This window comes from Variovorax paradoxus (assembly GCF_009755665.1).
Lineage (GTDB): Bacteria > Pseudomonadota > Gammaproteobacteria > Burkholderiales > Burkholderiaceae_C > Variovorax > Variovorax paradoxus_G.
Genome location: NZ_CP046622.1, coordinates 1,790,509 through 1,806,486, shown reverse-complemented (window position 1 = coordinate 1,806,486; position 15,978 = coordinate 1,790,509). Strand labels below are relative to the sequence as shown.

7 protein-coding genes are annotated in these 15,978 nt (G+C 66.7%); 2 read left to right on the top strand and 5 right to left on the bottom strand.

Translation table 11 applies throughout. The features are described from left to right. Positions 1 to 2: 2 nt before the first annotated feature. The 4 genes from GOQ09_RS08375 to GOQ09_RS08360 form a co-directional block, all read right to left on the bottom strand. Positions 3 to 7,268, bottom strand: a complete 7,266-nt coding sequence (locus GOQ09_RS08375; RefSeq protein ID WP_242631033.1) for a DUF11 domain-containing protein — start codon at positions 7,266 to 7,268, stop codon at positions 3 to 5. 199 nt (positions 7,269 to 7,467) lie between these two features. Then, the gene (locus GOQ09_RS08370) at positions 7,468 to 10,383 is read right to left on the bottom strand and encodes a beta strand repeat-containing protein (RefSeq protein ID WP_157613018.1); all 2,916 of its coding nucleotides are present in this window, start codon (positions 10,381 to 10,383) and stop codon (positions 7,468 to 7,470) included. Between the two features lie 152 nt (positions 10,384 to 10,535). Continuing rightward, entirely contained in the window at positions 10,536 to 11,087 is a 552-nt protein-coding gene (locus tag GOQ09_RS08365) for a hypothetical protein (protein WP_242631032.1), read from the bottom strand. A 491-nt stretch (positions 11,088 to 11,578) separates the two neighbouring features. Further along, positions 11,579 to 12,457 carry a LysR family transcriptional regulator gene (locus GOQ09_RS08360; protein ID WP_242631031.1) on the bottom strand — a complete coding sequence of 293 codons (879 nt, stop codon included), beginning with the start codon at positions 12,455 to 12,457 and terminating at the stop codon, positions 11,579 to 11,581. 647 nt (positions 12,458 to 13,104) lie between these two features. Here GOQ09_RS08360 and xth point away from each other — a divergent pair. Both xth and GOQ09_RS08350 read left to right on the top strand, forming a co-directional pair. Then, the gene (gene xth / locus GOQ09_RS08355; protein ID WP_157613015.1) at positions 13,105 to 13,890 is read left to right on the top strand and encodes an exodeoxyribonuclease III; all 786 of its coding nucleotides are present in this window, start codon (positions 13,105 to 13,107) and stop codon (positions 13,888 to 13,890) included. Between the two features lie 5 nt (positions 13,891 to 13,895). Next, positions 13,896 to 14,402 carry a hypothetical protein gene (locus GOQ09_RS08350; RefSeq protein ID WP_242631030.1) on the top strand — a complete coding sequence of 169 codons (507 nt, stop codon included), beginning with the start codon at positions 13,896 to 13,898 and terminating at the stop codon, positions 14,400 to 14,402. 20 nt (positions 14,403 to 14,422) lie between these two features. Here GOQ09_RS08350 and ntrC read toward each other — a convergent pair whose 3' ends face one another. Further along, positions 14,423 to 15,955: a nitrogen regulation protein NR(I) gene (gene ntrC / locus GOQ09_RS08345; RefSeq protein ID WP_157613013.1), complete on the bottom strand. Its 1,533-nt coding sequence runs from the start codon at positions 15,953 to 15,955 to the stop codon at positions 14,423 to 14,425. Between the last annotated feature and the right edge of the window lie 23 nt (positions 15,956 to 15,978).

Here is a 15,978-nt window from a genome sequence, read left to right as displayed (position 1 = left end):
GTTCATTTTTCTGAACTGGTTTTTTCTTCTGGAGATGCGGGCGCCGATGCAGGCGGCGCAGCGGCACTGGCCGACGGAAAGCCGAGCCCTGTTTCATCGAACTTGAAGCGCAGCCGGATGTACGCACCCTTGCTGGTGTATTCGTTGGCCGTGAGTTCGCGGTCGTGCAGGCCGACGAAGTTGTAGCCGGCGGAAATCCACAGGTCCTTCGCCATCTGGTAGCCGAGCTCCACGCCCGCGGTCTTCTGCAGCGAGCCGCCCTTGCCGTAGAGCAGGCCGGCCTGGATGCCGAAGTCCCAGTCCTTGTCGAGGTCGCGGGTGTAGCGCGCGTGCAGCAGGTGCGCCCAGTAGGTGCTGGCCAGGAAGCCGTCGTCGGTGCGCGAGATCTTTGCCGCGTAGCGCGCGCTCAGCACGCTGCCGCGCCCGGGGTTGTAGTTCAGGTGCGCCGAAAGAATGTCCGCACTGGTGCTGCCCGGCAGGCTGGCGTTGCCGAACCCGCTGCCGAAGGCGCTGCCGCCTGTGAGCGCACCGGCGGCGTTGCCGTTGCCCACGATGCGTTCCGAGCGGCGCTCGTAGCGCATCAGCGCGTTCCAGGTGTCGCTGTCCACCGGGCGATAGGCCATGCCGATCTGGTGGCGCTGCAGGTGGCGCTCGTTGCCGCCGTTCGCGCCCTGCCCTTCGCTGTCGCTCACCACGCTGCGCGCCAGCAGGCTCCACGCGGGGCTGATCTTGTAGCCGAAGCCGGCGCTGAAGAGGCGCGTGTTCGCGTCGTCGCCCTTGCGGCCTTCGAGAATGCCGCTGAGCTTGTAGTTGTCCGTCAGGTATTCGACGCCCGCGGTAACGGCGGTGGATTCGCCCAGCCCGCCCGCATAGCCGGTGCCGCTGTTGGCGCTGTTGGTGTAGCCGCCCATCTGGCGGGTGTGCTCCAGGCCGCCGGTCAGGCTGAAGCGGTCGGTGAGCTTGAAGGTGTTGCGCACGCCCATGGCCGCCTGCGCGGCGCGCCCGTCGATGCTGTCGGAAAGCCGGTACTCGTTGTAGATGCGCCCGCCGTCCATGTAGTTGCTCTCGATGCCGACGATGCCGACGTTGTTGGACTGCGTGGCGTCCAGCTGCGCGTCGCCATACAGGCTGGAGATGAGCTCGTAGCGCGCGTAGGCTCGCGTCTTGTCCGTGATCGCGTAGTTGCCGCCAATGGCCAGCGTGCGGCGATCGGAATTTTTCAGGTCCTGCTCGCCCTCGACGAAGACCTGGGCCAGCGGCACGCCGGGCACCTGCGCCGAGAGGCGCGCACGCACGGTGGTGAGGCTTTCGCTTTCAGCGCTGCTGTTGGCCGTGGCGGCGGCGCCCAGCGCCGTGACGTTGCCGGCACCGACGCGGCTGCCGAGGTTGCCGTTGTAGGTGGAGATCTCGCCGTAGTCGAAGCCGGAGCCCGAGGCCAGGCCGCTGCTGCTCTGGCCGTGGCGCACGCCCACTTCCGCAACAACGTTGTCGTCCAGCTTCTTGCGCAGGCTCGCGCTCGCGCCCTTGCGGTCGCCTTCGAGCAGCGCGTCCTTGCTGTAGAGCACTTCGGCGCGGGCCGCGGTGTTGTCGTCGATCTTGTATTCGGCGCGGCCCGAAACCTCGGTGCGGCCCGCCGAGAAACTGGCGCCCGGGTTGTCGAAGCCGGTGCTGGTCTTGCTGGCCAGCGCCACCACCGCAAGCTTCTCGTCCTGATGGCGCACTTCGATGCGGCCGCCCTCGCCCTTGCCCTTTTCGTCGGACTCGGTGCGCACCAGTTCGGCCGCGGCCGTGGTGTTGTCGCCCAGGCGGGCCACGGCCGTGAGCGCGCGCAGCTTGCGGTGGTTTTCGGGGTTCTCGTCGGTGCTCGCGACCACGCCCACCTGCAGGCGCTCGCCCACCTTGACCTGCACGTCGGTGCCGGCCACGGTGAACTTGGGCCCGCCGCTGTCGACCTCGTAGGTGACGCGGATCGATTGCGGGTTGAGATTGGCATCGACCGATGCGATGGCACGCGTGAACAGCACGCGGCGCGTGAGCGGCTCGACCGTGTAGTCCACGAAGCGCGTGACCGCCGTGCGCTGCAGCACGATGTCGGGCTGGTTGCGGTCGCGCACCACCACCTCGATCTGCTCGCTGTTGTCGACAAACTCTCCACCGGTCGCGCTCAGGTAATAAGGGCCGGAGGTGCCGACGGCGCGGAACTCCTCGACCTGTTGCGTCTGCGCGGTGCGGGACGCATAGCTGGTGGCGCGCACATTGGCGGTCTCGTACACGTGCTTCAGGCCGGTGAGCGCGCGATTGCTCTGGCTCAGGTTGCGCACCTCGGTGCTGCTGCTGGTCGTGAAGTCGCCGTACAGCAGGAACGAACGGTTCTTGTCGATGCGCACATAGAGCTTCTGCGTGCTCTGCGCATCGAAGCCCTTGACGGACGAGTCGCCGTACACGGGGTAGAACTCGTCGGGGCGGATGTCGCGGAACAGGCGGTCCTTGCGCGCCTTGTCGGAATCGAAGGCGGCGGTGAGCAGGTACTCGCCCTTGACGGTGCCCTTGAAGAAAAAGGCGGCACGGGCGCCCGCGCGCCGGTTCTCGCGCTCGTCGGTCAGGCCCGTCAGTTCGGCCTCGAAGGCCGCGCCGGCCGGCATGGCGCCGAGCGGCACGCTGCCGCGCTTGGTGAAGTCGAGCACGCCTTCGACGATGCCGACGCCGATCATCGGGCGCATCTCGGGCAGCAGCGCGAGCCGCACTTCCTTGACGAAGCTGCCGGCGGTTACGCGAAGCCGCGCGTCGCCCGCCTCGCCTGGCGGCAGCAGGCGGAACTCGGCGGCCCCGCCTTCCATGAACACCTGGGTGCCGGGTTCGGCCGGGTTCAAGTCTTCGTCGAACCAGCGGCCGCGGTCGGCCTCCAGCGTGAGCTGGGTGCGCGCAGTCACCGGCACGCCGGCCGCGTCGACCAGCCGAACCTTCACGGCCACGGGCGTGCGCAAATCGGCGTAAGCGGTTTCGGGCAGATCGATTTGGATGCCGCCCAGCTTGTCGGGCGCGACGATGCCGATCTGTTCACTGCCGCGCACGTTGCCGAAATCGTCCACCGCATCGAGCTGCAGGCGATTGGTTCCAGGCTGCAGCACCACGCCGATGTATTCCCAGGCGCCGATGCTCTTCGACGGCAGTTGGGTCTTCTTGCCGACACGCCGCCCGTCGATGGCCTGGCCGTTGACCGTGAGGCGCAATGCCAGGCCGGCCTCGCCCTTGACGCGCACGTTGATCGATTGGCCGGGAACGGTGTCGCCGTCCTTCAGGCCGAGAAAGCCGAGCGCATTGCTTTCGATCTGCGGCAGCAGCACTTCCAGCTCGACGGGGCTGGGCACCGCCTCGGGCAGCAGCGGTGCGCTGCGCGGCTCCAGCATGGCGCCGGAGGTGTTGACCGGCCGGCTCGCGAACGCGCCGACGCCGCTTGCCGTGCCGCCCGCGGCCGATGCGCCCTGCGCAGCGGTCGGCAGGCCGTTGAGCGCTGCGAACAGGCTGCCGGCGGGCGACGGCGAGGCCGATGCGGCGGTACCCAGCGTGCCGCTCATGCTGCCCGACGCGGCGCCGACGAAGCTGCTGGCATTGGCCGGCGCATCGGGCATGGAGATCAGCGGTGCGGAGGTGGTCGTGGTCGAGCCGGTGCTGCCGCTGGCAAGCGCCTGGCCGCTGGCGGGCAGCGAGCGCAGGTCGCCCACCAGAACGATCTGCCCTTCGGGATTCAGGCGCATGCGCACCTGGGCTTCGGCCTCGGTGTCCGGAATGGCGGCGATGGCCGCGCGGCGCGCGACCACGTCGGCCAGCGTTGCCGGGCTGTCGCAGTTGCCGATGATGAAGTTGGCCTTGTGGAACTCGCCCTTCTTCAGGTCGACGAAGCGGCTCTCGGGGCGGCCGGCATTGCGGTTGTCGAGTATTTCGAGCCGGGCGCCGGGCGGCAGCGTGGTCTGGTCCACGCGCAGCACGTGGGTGAGCGGCTTGAGACCGTAGAGGCTCCACTTGCCCTCCACGTCGGTGACCACGTTGGTGCCGTCTTCCATGAACAGGCGCACGCCGGGCACACCGATTTCGTCGCTGCCCGCCTGCTTGCCGTCGGCCTTGCAGTCCATGTAGACCTTGCCGAACATGAAGGCCTCGTCCGAGAACACCCCGCCCGTCACGCGCACGGTCCAGTTCGCGAGGTTGGACTGCAGCGGGCCCGAGTAGGCACGCGCGCGGTTGATGGCGTCTCCGTTGGTGGGCGCGCCCACGCCAACGCGCACGCGGTAGCGCACCATGGCCATCTGGTCGACGCCGAGCGTCAGCGTCGGGTAGTTGAACACCAGCTTCGGGCCCGCGCCGCCGACCGGGTTGGCGGTGGCCGCGCCGTTCAGGCGCGCGCTGTTGCTCACGTAGGCAAAGCCCGGCGGCAGGCTGTCGCTGATCGAGATGCCGGTCACCGGCGTACCCGTCTTGTTGGTCACCGTCAGCGCGTAGTCCAGAAAGTCGCCGAACTCGACCTGCCGCTTGCTGCCTTCCTTGCGCAGCACCAGGCCGAGCACATTGCCCGGGTCGAGCGGGATGTGGTTGTGCACCACGTCGCACGCCGCATTCGATGCGTTGAAGCCGGACGTGACCGAGAAATAGTGGGTGGTCGGGTCCGCGCCCTTGGGCGGCAGCGCACTGGGCACCACCGGACCGCAACTGCCAAAGGTGCCGGCCGTGACGGGGATCAGCTGCGACGGATAGACGTAGCCGCTGCCGGCCGGCGGAACCACATGCAGCGAGTACGTGCACAGGCCCGTGGCCGGTGGCGACTGCAGGTAGAACTGGTAGCTGCCGTCGGCACCGGTTGTCATCGACACACTGCCATCGGCATTGAAGGTGTAGGTGTCCGACGAGCCGCCGTAGATTTCAGCCGCGGTCATCGGCGTGACCGAACCGCTGCTGCACGACTGCCGGGTGAACGTGACCACTGCGCCGGGAACAGGCGCCCGCGTGACCGCGTTGTAGACCGTGCCGGCCGGGTCGGCCAGCAGCGACTGCACCGAGTTGGCGGTGGCCGCAACCAGCATCGCGGGCGTGACGTTGATGGTGTTCTGGTCGAACGCCGCCGCCCAGGCCTTGTTGTCGATGGCCACGCGGCGGTCGCCCGCGCCTGGCTTCTGGGTCAGGCGAACGGTGAAGCTGATTTCCTCGCTCTGCCCGGGCTCCAGCCCGCGGCTGCCGTCGGTGAGGCTGAGCACTGCCTCGGTCGGCAGCCTGAAGGCGTCGGCGCTAGCAAGCGCCTCGCGGTCGCAGGCGGCGCGGCCGGTAAAGCTGCCCGCGGGATTGAGCAGTCCGCTGCGGACCTTGGGCGCACCCACCAGCTCCCAAGAGGCGACCGGCCCCTCGGGCTTGTCCATGTCGAAGGTGCAGTTCAGGTTGTCGATCACGCGCACGTGGGGTGCGGGGGCGACACCGGTGTTGGTGACGAGCAGCCGGTAGTCGATTTCGTAGACGCCCTGCGTCACGCGCCGCGGCAGCGAGGCGCTCTTGGCGAGCGACAGCGACGGGAGCTGCAGTGACACCGGCGTGGGCGCGGTGTTGTTGTTCGGGTTGCCGTCGCCGTCCGGATCGGGGCTGGTGCCGTCGACCGAATCGTCGAAAGCCACCGGTGCGCCGCCGGGCACGAGAGCGCCCTGCGCACGCACGCTGTTGAGAAGCATGCCGGTGCGGCCGTTGACGTTGATGCGAACGTCGAACTGCACCGTGACCTGCGCGCCGACCGGCAGCACGGCACCCGGCGCCAAGAGGTTCTGCGCGGCGGCGGTGCCGGTGAACGAGTTGTTGGCCGCGGCCACGGTGCCGCTCGTGCCGTTGCCCTGGTTGCCCGCAATGGCGATGGAGCCGGGCACGACGGTGTACTGATTGGGGCCGGGCACGGCCGCGCTGGTGTAGCTGCCGAACTGGCTGGCGCCGCCGCCTTCGAGCACGTCGGCTGCCTGCACACCGTAGAGCCACACGGCCCCGTAGTTGCGCACGTCGACGCTGAAGCGCACGGTCGCGGTTCCGTCGAGCAGGCCGTCTGCGCCCCGGTTGGCGCGCGGCGTCGACGCGGTCTTGGCCACGCCGATGCGGCTCTGGCTGGTGGTGATGAGCACGGTGTTGGACGGCGACACCACCGGCGCGGTGCCGTCGTTGTAGTAGCTCTGCGCGGTGTTGCGGATGTCGCCGGTCTGGTCCGCGCGCACGATCACCGCGAACTGCATTGCGATGGAGGCGTTGCGCGACACGGCCGCGGGCACGCCGATCGCCACTTCGACGGCCGCGGCGTCGTCCGCGGTGCGGTAGCTGAAGGCCGGATCGCCCGGCATGCGGAACAGCCGCACCGCGCCTGCGGCGGTGCTCTGCAGCGTGCCGGCGATGTACTGCGTGCCGGCGGGAATGAGGTCGCGCACCAGCACCAGGCTGGTGGGCGCGCCGTTCACGAGCACCGGCGTGCCTGTCGGCGCGGCCACGCTGGCGGGCTGCGCATCGCGCGCGCCGATGTTGGTGCCCGAGACCGCAAAGTCGATGCGGGTCTGCCCCGGCACGATGACACCCGGGTAGCTCGCGCTTTTGCTGATGGAGATCACCGCCATGTCGCCCACCGTCACGGTGTCGCGGTTGGTGGCGCTCAGGTTCTGCAACGCGGTGGTCGCCGTGAGCGCGGCGCAGGCAACGCCGGCACCGGTGGCCGGAACCGTGCCCTGCACGAGCAGCGAGGCCGTTTCGCCGGGCCGCAGCGCCAGCGCGCCGGGCGCGCCGAGCGGCAGCACCGGATCGCCCGGGTCCGCCACGCCGTTGTTGTTGATGTCGCGCACCACGCGCAGGGTCGAAAGGTCGAGCGTGTCGGCCGCGCAGCCGCCCACGTTGTTGGCAAAGCCCAGCGCATAGCTCGAAGGCACGTTGCCGGTGTTGGTGAGCAGGTGGTTCAGCGTGACCACGGTGGCGGGCGGACGGTTGACGGCCTGGTCTTGCGTCAGCACCAGCGCCTCGACCGCGAGGACGTTCGCCACCACGCTGTTGGAGCTGGAGGTTTCGGTCTGCGCAAAGCCGGCCGGCACATAGCTGGCCTTTGCCACATTGCGGATCACGCTGCCACCGGGCGCGGGTGCCGCATGCACCGCGGCCGACGCGAGGAACAGCGTCAGGAAAAGCGCCAGGAGCAGCGCCAGGCCGATCGCGAGCGTGGCGCCGGCTCGGCGCCATCGCTGCAAGCAGCAGCCCATCAATGAGTCAGACAAGAATTGCACTCCGCTTAACCTTCCGTCGGCGCCTGCTGGGGCCGTGAATACCTGGGTCTCTTTCCTCTGCCGCTGCCATGCGCACGCGAGCACTCGCGCCGGAAAGCAGCAGGGGAAAAAGGCGAAGCGCAGCCGTGAAGGCGGCGCCTCGCGTAAAGCCGGCAGGCCTGGAGAGGCCTGCCGGTGACTCAATCGCGCGTTACTGGTCGATTCGCACTGCGAAGGTCAGCGTGGCCGTGCCACCCGGGGCCACGGTGTTGGCCGCGCTGCCGCAGCTCACCGCCGTGGGGGTCTGGGCATAGGCCAGCGCGGTGCCGGTCACGCCGGTCGAGACGCATTGCGTGAGCACCGGCGGCTGCGTGGCACCCGTCAGGCTCGTGAACGCAGGTGCTGCGTCGTTGATCGCGATGTTGGTGATCGGCGCGGTGCCTTCGTTGGTTGCAACGACCCGGTACACGATGCACTGGCCAGGCTTCAGCGACAGCGGCGTGGCGGCGAAGAGGCCGTCGGCCGTGCCGTCGCAGGCGATGTCGGCAGCCTGCGTCTTGAGGACGCGGATCTGGCCGGTGATCACGGTGCTGATGTCGGTGGCCGATGGCGTGCCGCAGTTCGGCGCCGGATCGGTGAACGTGGCGGTCACGGTGGTCGTGTCGGTTGCGCCGGCGCTGGCGCCGCCCGGTGCGAACACGCGCACCAGCAGCTTCTGCGTTGCGCCTGCCGCGAGCGGTCCGGCGATCGGGCCGGTAACCAGGGTATCAAGCGCGTCGATCTGGCCGTCGCCGTTCACGTCGAGGTAGATCGCGGTGGTCCAGCCCAGTGCCGCGTCGGCAGCCGGCACGGTGGCCGTGAGCGTGTACGCGCCGCAGCTCTGGTTGCCGATGTTGGTCAGCGTGTGCGCATAGACGACGGTGCCGCCCGGAGCGACCTGGCCGACGTTGTTGGGCGTGAGCGTGGCGCCCAGCGTTGCCGCCGTGGTCACGGTCACCGCGTCCTGCTTGGCGTCGGACACGAGCACGCCGGTCGATGCCACCGCGGTCGACAGCACGCGGAAGTAGATCGGCTGGGACGTCACAGGCGTTTGCGTGGCGGGAGGCGTCACGCAGGCGTCGACCTGCAGCTGCGCACCGCGAGCCACGGTCACGTCGGTGATGGCCGCGGCGGCACAGGTACCGCCCGCTGCCACGAACTTCACCGTCCAGCCCGCCGGCAGCGTGCCCGGGAAGCCGGTGGACTGGCTGGCCGCCAGCGTGTAGGTCTGCGTTGCCGGGCCGCCCGCATCGTTGTTCTTGACGAACAGCGTGAAGATCGTGCCGGTGCCCGCAGGCGTGCTGTTGGTCGTGGTCGGCTGTGGGCTGGGGCCTGGGCCCAAGTCACCGCCTGCCACCGAACCCGAGCCGGTACCGGCTGCGGTGTTGGTCAGGTCGACGAGCGAACCGACGACGATGGTGACCTGGTCGAGCGTGGCGTCGAGCTTGGTCGGGTCGTTCGCCGAACGGCCGGTCAGGACCGCGTTGAACGGACCCGAGCCCACCGTGGCGCTGGCCGGAACGTTGGCTTGCACCACGATGTTGGCGCTGCCGCCGACCGGAATCGGACCGGTGTCGGGCACGCCGTCGCCTGTGGTGTCGAGCAGCGGCGTCACGCCGTCCGCCGCGAACAGCAGGAAGGTCGTGCCCGCCGGGAACGTCCCGTTGGCAATGCTCAGGTTGATGCTGTCGACGCCGCTGCCGGTGTTGAACACCGTCTGCGGGAACTTGACGCTGCCGCCTGCAACCACCGAGGGCTGCGTGGTCGTGTCAGCCGCCGTGCCGTTGGGCGTGCCAGCCACCGTGTCGACTGCCGTTGCCGCGGTCGAGGGGTTGGTACCCACGACGAGGCCGTAGCTGGCGACGACGGTGTAGGCCGCCGGGTTGGTGCTCGAACCCAGCGTACCAATCGCCGTGACGTCGGCAGTCGGCGAATCCGTCGGGTTGTACTGGGCCACGTTGGTCGTGGTCGACGTACCGACCACAGCCGTGTTGTTCACCAGCACCACGAAGCTGATCGTCTGGGTGACGTTCTGCCCGAGCGAGTCGATGACCACGTTCAGCGTGTTGCCCGCCACCTGGAAGGCCATGCCGGCCGGATCGCCGGCAGCACCGTCACCCAGCGCCACGCCCGGAGCGCTGCTCCAGACGGCGGAACCCGCAACATAGGTGAAGCCCGATGGCAACGTGTCCGACAGGGCGAACTTGCCGGGCGCTCCGCCGGTGTTGTTGAAGGTGAGCGTATAGACCGTGTACTTGCAGGTGTCGCTGGAAACGATACCTGCGCCCCAGGTCGTCGAGCACGAAGCCGACGACGAGCGCGGACCACCGGTGCTCGCGAGCGGCCAGGCCGCACCGGGAGGGGCCGCCACTGCTGGAACACCGATCGACTTGGTGGCACCGAAAGCGGCCTGGGTTGTCAGGTTGACCTGGTCCTTGTCCGCTGCCGAGGTGTTCGGCGCCGTGTACAGCGCCGGCGTGCCCGGGGTGGCCGTGATGGTGGCGGTATCGAACGGGGTGGTCGGCGTAGTGGCCGTGCCGGGGATCGTGTAGGCCACGACAAACTGGAACGTGCCGTTGTTGCCGGGCACGGTCTGGGCGGGCACGCTGCAGACTGCGGCGGGCGCGGCGGTACACAGCGGCGTGGTGCTGTCGGGCATGCCGTCGCCGTTCGCGTCGGGATACACCTCGACCTTCGAGAAGGCATCGTTGTCGGCATCCACCGTGATGGTGAAGGTGTCCGAGCCGTTGCCTGTGTTGGTCAAGACGTGCGGTGCGTACACCACCGAGCCTGCGGCGCCGAGCTTGGTGTTGACGATCGTGGTCGTGACCTGGTTGAACGTGTCCAGCGTGAACGATCCGACCTGCTGCACCGTGGTTTGCACCAGGTTGGAGGTGGCCAGCTGCGTGGTGCCGGACGAATCCGAATAGGTGGCCGAAGCCTGGTTACCGATGACGGTATTGGCGGGCGGCGGCGCTGCAAGTGCGCTCGAGCTTCCAAACAGGAAGCCCAGCGACAAAACTGCGGCACCAGCCCATGTGGCTCTCGGCCTGAAGCCGATGCGCCGGGTTGGCAAGGTGGGACTCACGTGGTTTCTCCTCGGTTGTCAAAAAAGGAACAAAAAAAAACCCGGCTCAGGCATTCCGCGAACGGAAGACAGCGGCCGGGTTGCGCGCAATAGCAAAGGGATCAAGGAAACAGAAAAACGAAAAGCCAGGAGGCAAAACCACCGCCGACCGGTCAGCGCGAGGCCGCGCCAGAGGCGGACTGCACGGCCACGGGTGGCGCCTGCGGAGCGAGGGCGGAGGTCTTGGGCTCGGGCGGAACCACGACTTCGACCTTGGCGCGCGCGGTCACGGCGGCTTCGCCTCCGGCGGGCAGCTGGCCGAGCGTCCAGCGCAGGGCGCGGTAGTCGCTGTAAGGCACGGGCTCGGTCTTGTTGTTCGCGGCCTTGCGCACCAGCGGCTCGGCGGCGTAGGCGCCGTCCTTGGTGGCGGCCTTGACCAGCGCGGCGCCGGGCTTGGCGCTGCGCGGCAGGTACTCGAGCCCCTCAGGAATGGGCAGATCGGCGACCAGGCCGGACACCGTCTTGCCGGTGTTGTTGGTATAGGTCGCGCGGTATTCGAGAATGTCGCCGGGCTTGACCGAAGAAGCGTCCAGCAGTTGCTCCTTGCCGTCGGCGCCCTTCACTACCTTGAATTGCGTCAGGGCGACGGAAACGGTCTTGTCGACCGCGGGGGCGGCCCGGACGGCGGCGGGCTGCGCCGAGGCTGGCGCGGCGAGAGTCGCCACGGCAAGCACACCGGCGCCGAAGGTTGCAGCTAGCGCAGGCAGCCTGGCTGCCTTGCGCAGAAGAGTTTGAGTCAGTTTTTGTATAAGCATGGTTGCTCCAGTTCAACGAACACACGGCAAACCGGCAGCAATTGCCGGAAATAACAAGAATTAAGCAGAAATATTTCTAACAATTAAATACTTTTGTATTCGACAATTAGAAACACGAGCATTTATCAATTCACAGATATGTACTCTTGCTTGCACTTGTAACCAACAAGTATTCTGCCCGCAGCAGGCACCAAATCCGGGTTCCAAAAATGAAATTGGAGGTTCCACTTTCGACAACTCGCATTCGATTTAGCGAGCCCTTGTTGGCGCGGGCTCGTTGAACGCGCAAGCCTGCCCCTGCAATCGACGTGCATAAACCCGGCTGCGGTGCCGCAAAAAGAAGGGACGTGAGAAAGCCGCCGAAGCCCACAAAGGGCTTCAGCCGTCGCGAAAAAGTCGAATCAGGCTTGCTCTAGAGCCTTGAAGATGAAATCGACGAAGGTTCTGATCTTTCGGGTATTGCGCCGGGCGGGCAAATACATCAGATTCAGCTCTTCCGGCGTCAATTCGAACGATGGGAGGACCGTCACCAAGGAGCCGCTCTGGATGGCTGATCTGGCACAGAGAAGGGGAACCAGGGCGATTCCACCGGCCGAGCAGGCAAGCCTCAGCAGCAGTTCCGGATCGTTCGCGCGAAACACCCCCGCGGCCCTGACAACGTGTTCCCGATCGACGCCCGGAATGGCCATTTCCATCGCGTGCCGCTCCGGACCGCTGGTCAGGAAGTAGTGCCCGGAAAGGTCGTCGATCCCCTTGATTTCCGGATGACGCTCGAGGTACGAAGGTGCGGCGCACAGCACAAGGGGCTGCTTCTTGATGCGCCTTGCCACAAGGTCCTCGCAGCCTTCGAGCCCCACGCGGATGACCACGTCGGCGTCTTCGCGGAACAGATCCACCCGCTCGGAGCCCACGTCGACGGTGAGCTTGAGCTGCGGATGCGCTGCCATGAAGCCCGACAGGTGGGCCGAGAGCAGCTCGCGGCCGACGTAGCCGGGAACCGAGACTCGCAACTGGCCCGTGAGGGCTTCATTGGTGTTGGAGAGCTGCGACAGCGCCTGGTCCACCGCCTCCAGGACGTCCTTGGCCGTGGAAAAGAACTCGCGCCCTTCCCCCGTGAGGCCGAAGTGGCCCCCTCCCCGATGCAGGAGCGTGTGGCCGACCAGGGCCTCGAGCCGCTTGAGCTGCCGGGACGCGGACGCCTTGGGCACGCTCAGCGCATCGGCCGCTTGCGTCAGCCCCCCTACCTCCACGGCCTTCACGAAAAGCCGCACGTCCGACATCAATAGATCCATGATTCCCCCCAAATAACAAGCAGCCGCTCCGAGGTGCAGCAGCTTCAGCCACGCCTCTTTCGGCCCTACAAATCTTTTTGTTTATTTGCCTCCCCCGACCGGACCAATTCGCGCTTGGCATAGCAATTCAATTCTTCTTCGGAATTTATGAATTATTCAGGCACAGCTATCCAATGCCGCTGCTCCATAAGCTTGCAATTTTTATATTCAGTGAGATTCCAAGCGCCTTTTCGCCAGGAAATGCAGAGTTACCGCGTCAGAGCGGTCTGCGACTTGATGTTTGCACCAAAATGGTGTTAATCCAAAATTAAAACATCGTTAAATCTTAACAACTGTAACAACGCTCTCTGGGCCAAGTTTTGAGAACTTTTTGGCATTCTTGGAGGATAGATGTGCAGTTTCGCAACTGTTGTCAGACAACATGGCGAGGCAGGACGCACCTAAAGGATGCACGCCTGTCTGCGTGTTATCCCGATGCGTCGCAGTTCGGCCTTCGCACCCGTTGTGGGTAAAGTTCGATTCGCCAAGCATTCGACGGCGCAGCGGCTCCCCGCGGGGTATGTGCAGTGGGGTACAAAGCAACCCCACGCACTCCCTTCGGGACTGCCTCCCATGAATCAACAACGTAGCGCTTGATGAAAATAGCCACCTGGAACGTCAACTCCCTCACCGCCCGCCTGCAGCATGTGCTCGACTGGCTGATCGCCAACCCCGTCGATGTGCTGTGCCTGCAGGAGCTCAAGATGAGCGACGACAAGTTTCCTCTCGATGTGCTCAAGTCGGCCGGCTATGAATGCGCGGTGTTCGGGCAGAAAACCTACAACGGCGTGGCCATCCTGAGCCTGGCGCCGATGCGGGACGTGGCAAAGAACATCGGCGGCTTTACCGATGACCAGTCGCGGGTGATCGCCGCCACCATCGAAACAGCGGCGGGCCCGCTGCGCGTGGTGAACGGCTACTTCGTCAACGGCCAGGCGCCGGGCACCGACAAGTTCGAATACAAGATGGGCTGGCTGCGCGCCCTGCGCGAATGGCTGCGGGCCGAGATGGCGGCGCACCCGAACCTGGTTCTGCTGGGCGACTTCAACATCACGCCGGAAGACCGCGACAGCTACGACCCGGTGGGGCTCGCGGAAACGATCCATCACACGACCGAGGAGCGCGAGCAGTTCAAGGCGCTGCTGCAGCTTGGCCTGGTCGACAGCTTCCGCTTGTTCGAGCAACCGGAGAAAAGCTATTCGTGGTGGGACTACCGGATGCTCGGCTATCAGAAGAACCGCGGGCTGCGCATCGACCACATTCTTGTGAGCGAACCGCTGGTGCCGCGCGTTAAGGGTTGCATCATCGACCGCGTGCCGCGCAAGTGGGAAAAGCCAAGCGACCATGCACCGGTGGTGCTCGATCTCGACCAAGGTATCTGATGAAAATGACTTTTCGCACCCTGGCAACCGTTGCAGCCGCACTGACTCTTGTCGCCTGCTCGGCCTTGAAGCCGGCGGACAAGGCCGGCGAGGACAAGTCGGCCACCTCCGCCCCCGATGAAGTGGCTGGCGCAAGAACCGACGTGCCGACCGTGCGCCTGATCACGGCGCAAACGCCGGCCGTGCGGGCCTATCGCAAGACAGGTGCGCGGCAGATCTACAAGACCTACGCGCAGCGCATTTACAAGGGAAAGATTCCCCCGCTGGTGTATGCGGTGGTGGTGGTCGAAACGGAGCTCGATGCCAGCGGCAACGTGACGAATGTGACGTTCAGCCGCGTTCCTAGCCATGCGCCCGAAGTGCCGGGCAAGATCGCGGAACTGATCAAGGCAGCATCGCCCCTGCCAAGCCCCGGGCGCCTGGGCGGCCACACCTATGTGGACACCTGGCTCTGGGACAAGAGCGGAAACTTCCAGCTGGATTCACTCACGCTAGGCCAGCGAAGCCGCTAGCCAAGCTCGGCAGGGCCGCCCTACTCGATCCCGAGTTCCTGGATCTTCCGGGTGATGGTGTTGCGGCCGATGCCCAGCTTCTGAGCGGCTTCGATGCGGCGGCCGCGGGTATTGGCCAGCGCGGTGAGGATGAGCCGCGACTCGAAGCGGCGCGAAAGCACGTCCCACACGTCGGTGCGGCCGGCGGCCAGCAGCGCCTGCGCCTCGATTTCGAGGCCGCTCTCCCAGCTGCTGGCGCCCACCAGGCCGTCGTTGCCTTCGGGCGCGGCACTCGCCGGAGCGAATTCGCGCTCGGGGCTGGGGGACAGCAGCGGTGCGGGCTGCACGGGGGGCTGCGTTGCGGCAACGGCAGCTTCGCCGGCGTGCGCTTCCGCGCCGGTTCCAGCGGCCATGACTTCGGGCGGCAGGTCCTTGGCTTCGATGAGCTGGGCCGGCGCCATCACGGTGAGCCAGTGGCAGATGTTCTCGAGCTGGCGCACGTTGCCGGGAAAGCTGAAGGCAGCGAGCTTGGCCAATGCGGCGTCGGAGATGCGCTTGGGCTCGACGCCGAGCTGGCGTGCGCTCACCTGCAGGAAGTGCCGCGTGAGTGCGGGCACGTCTTCGCCGCGCTCGCGCAGCGCGGGCAGGCGCAGGCGAATCACATTGAGGCGGTGGAACAAGTCTTCGCGGAAGCCCCCCAGCTTGACGCGCTGCTCCAGGTCCTGGTGCGTGGCCGCAATCACGCGCACATTGGCCTTCACGGAGTTGTGGCCGCCCACGCGGTAGAAATGGCCGTCGCTCAGAACGCGCAGCAGGCGCGTCTGCAGGTCGAAGGGCATGTCGCCGATTTCGTCGAGAAAGAGCGTGCCGCCCTCGGCCTGTTCGAAGCGGCCGCGCCGCATGGTTTGCGCGCCGGTGAAAGCGCCGCGCTCGTGGCCGAAGAGTTCGCTCTCGAGCAGGTCCTTGGGAATGGCCGCGGTGTTGATCGCCACGAAGGGGCCGTTGGCGCGCGGCGAATGCTTGTGCAGCGCACGCGCCACCAGTTCCTTGCCCGAACCCGATTCGCCGGTGATGAGCACCGTGACGTTGCTCTGCGAAAGCCGGCCAATGGCGCGGAACACGTCCTGCATGGCGGGCGCCTGGCCCAGCATTTCGGGCGCGGCGACCATGCGCTCTTCGGCCACTTCCTCGCGCTGGCTTTCGTCGACGGCACGGCGGATCAGCTCGACGGCGCGCGGCAGGTCGAAGGGCTTGGGCAGGTATTCGAAGGCGCCGCCCTGGAAGGCCGAAACGGCGCTGTCGAGGTCGGAGAATGCCGTCATGATGATGACGGGCAGGCCGGGGTGCTTGGCCTTGATCTTGTCGAGCAGGTCGAGCCCGGAGCCGCCGGGCATGCGGATGTCGCTCACTAGGACCTGGGGGCCCTGCTGTTCGTCGTCGGCGGCGAGTTCGAGGGCGGCCAGCACCTCGCGCGTGTTGGTGAAGCTGCGCGTGGGCAGGTCTTCGCGCAACAAGGCCTTCTCCAGCACGAAGCGGATCGATTGGTCGTCATCAACTATCCAGATCGGCTTCATGCATCTCCTTGTTGCCGTGGCTG

Bases quoted from the DNA above. Each gene is read 5' to 3' on its own strand.
- GOQ09_RS08360 (WP_242631031.1), bottom strand. From the start codon at position 12,457: ATGTCGGACGTGCGGCTTTTCGTGAAGGCCGTGGAGGTAGGGGGGCTG.
- xth (WP_157613015.1), top strand. From the start codon at position 13,105: ATGAAAATAGCCACCTGGAACGTCAACTCCCTCACCGCCCGCCTGCAG.
- GOQ09_RS08350 (WP_242631030.1), top strand. From the start codon at position 13,896: ATGACTTTTCGCACCCTGGCAACCGTTGCAGCCGCACTGACTCTTGTC.
- ntrC (WP_157613013.1), bottom strand. From the start codon at position 15,955: ATGAAGCCGATCTGGATAGTTGATGACGACCAATCGATCCGCTTCGTG.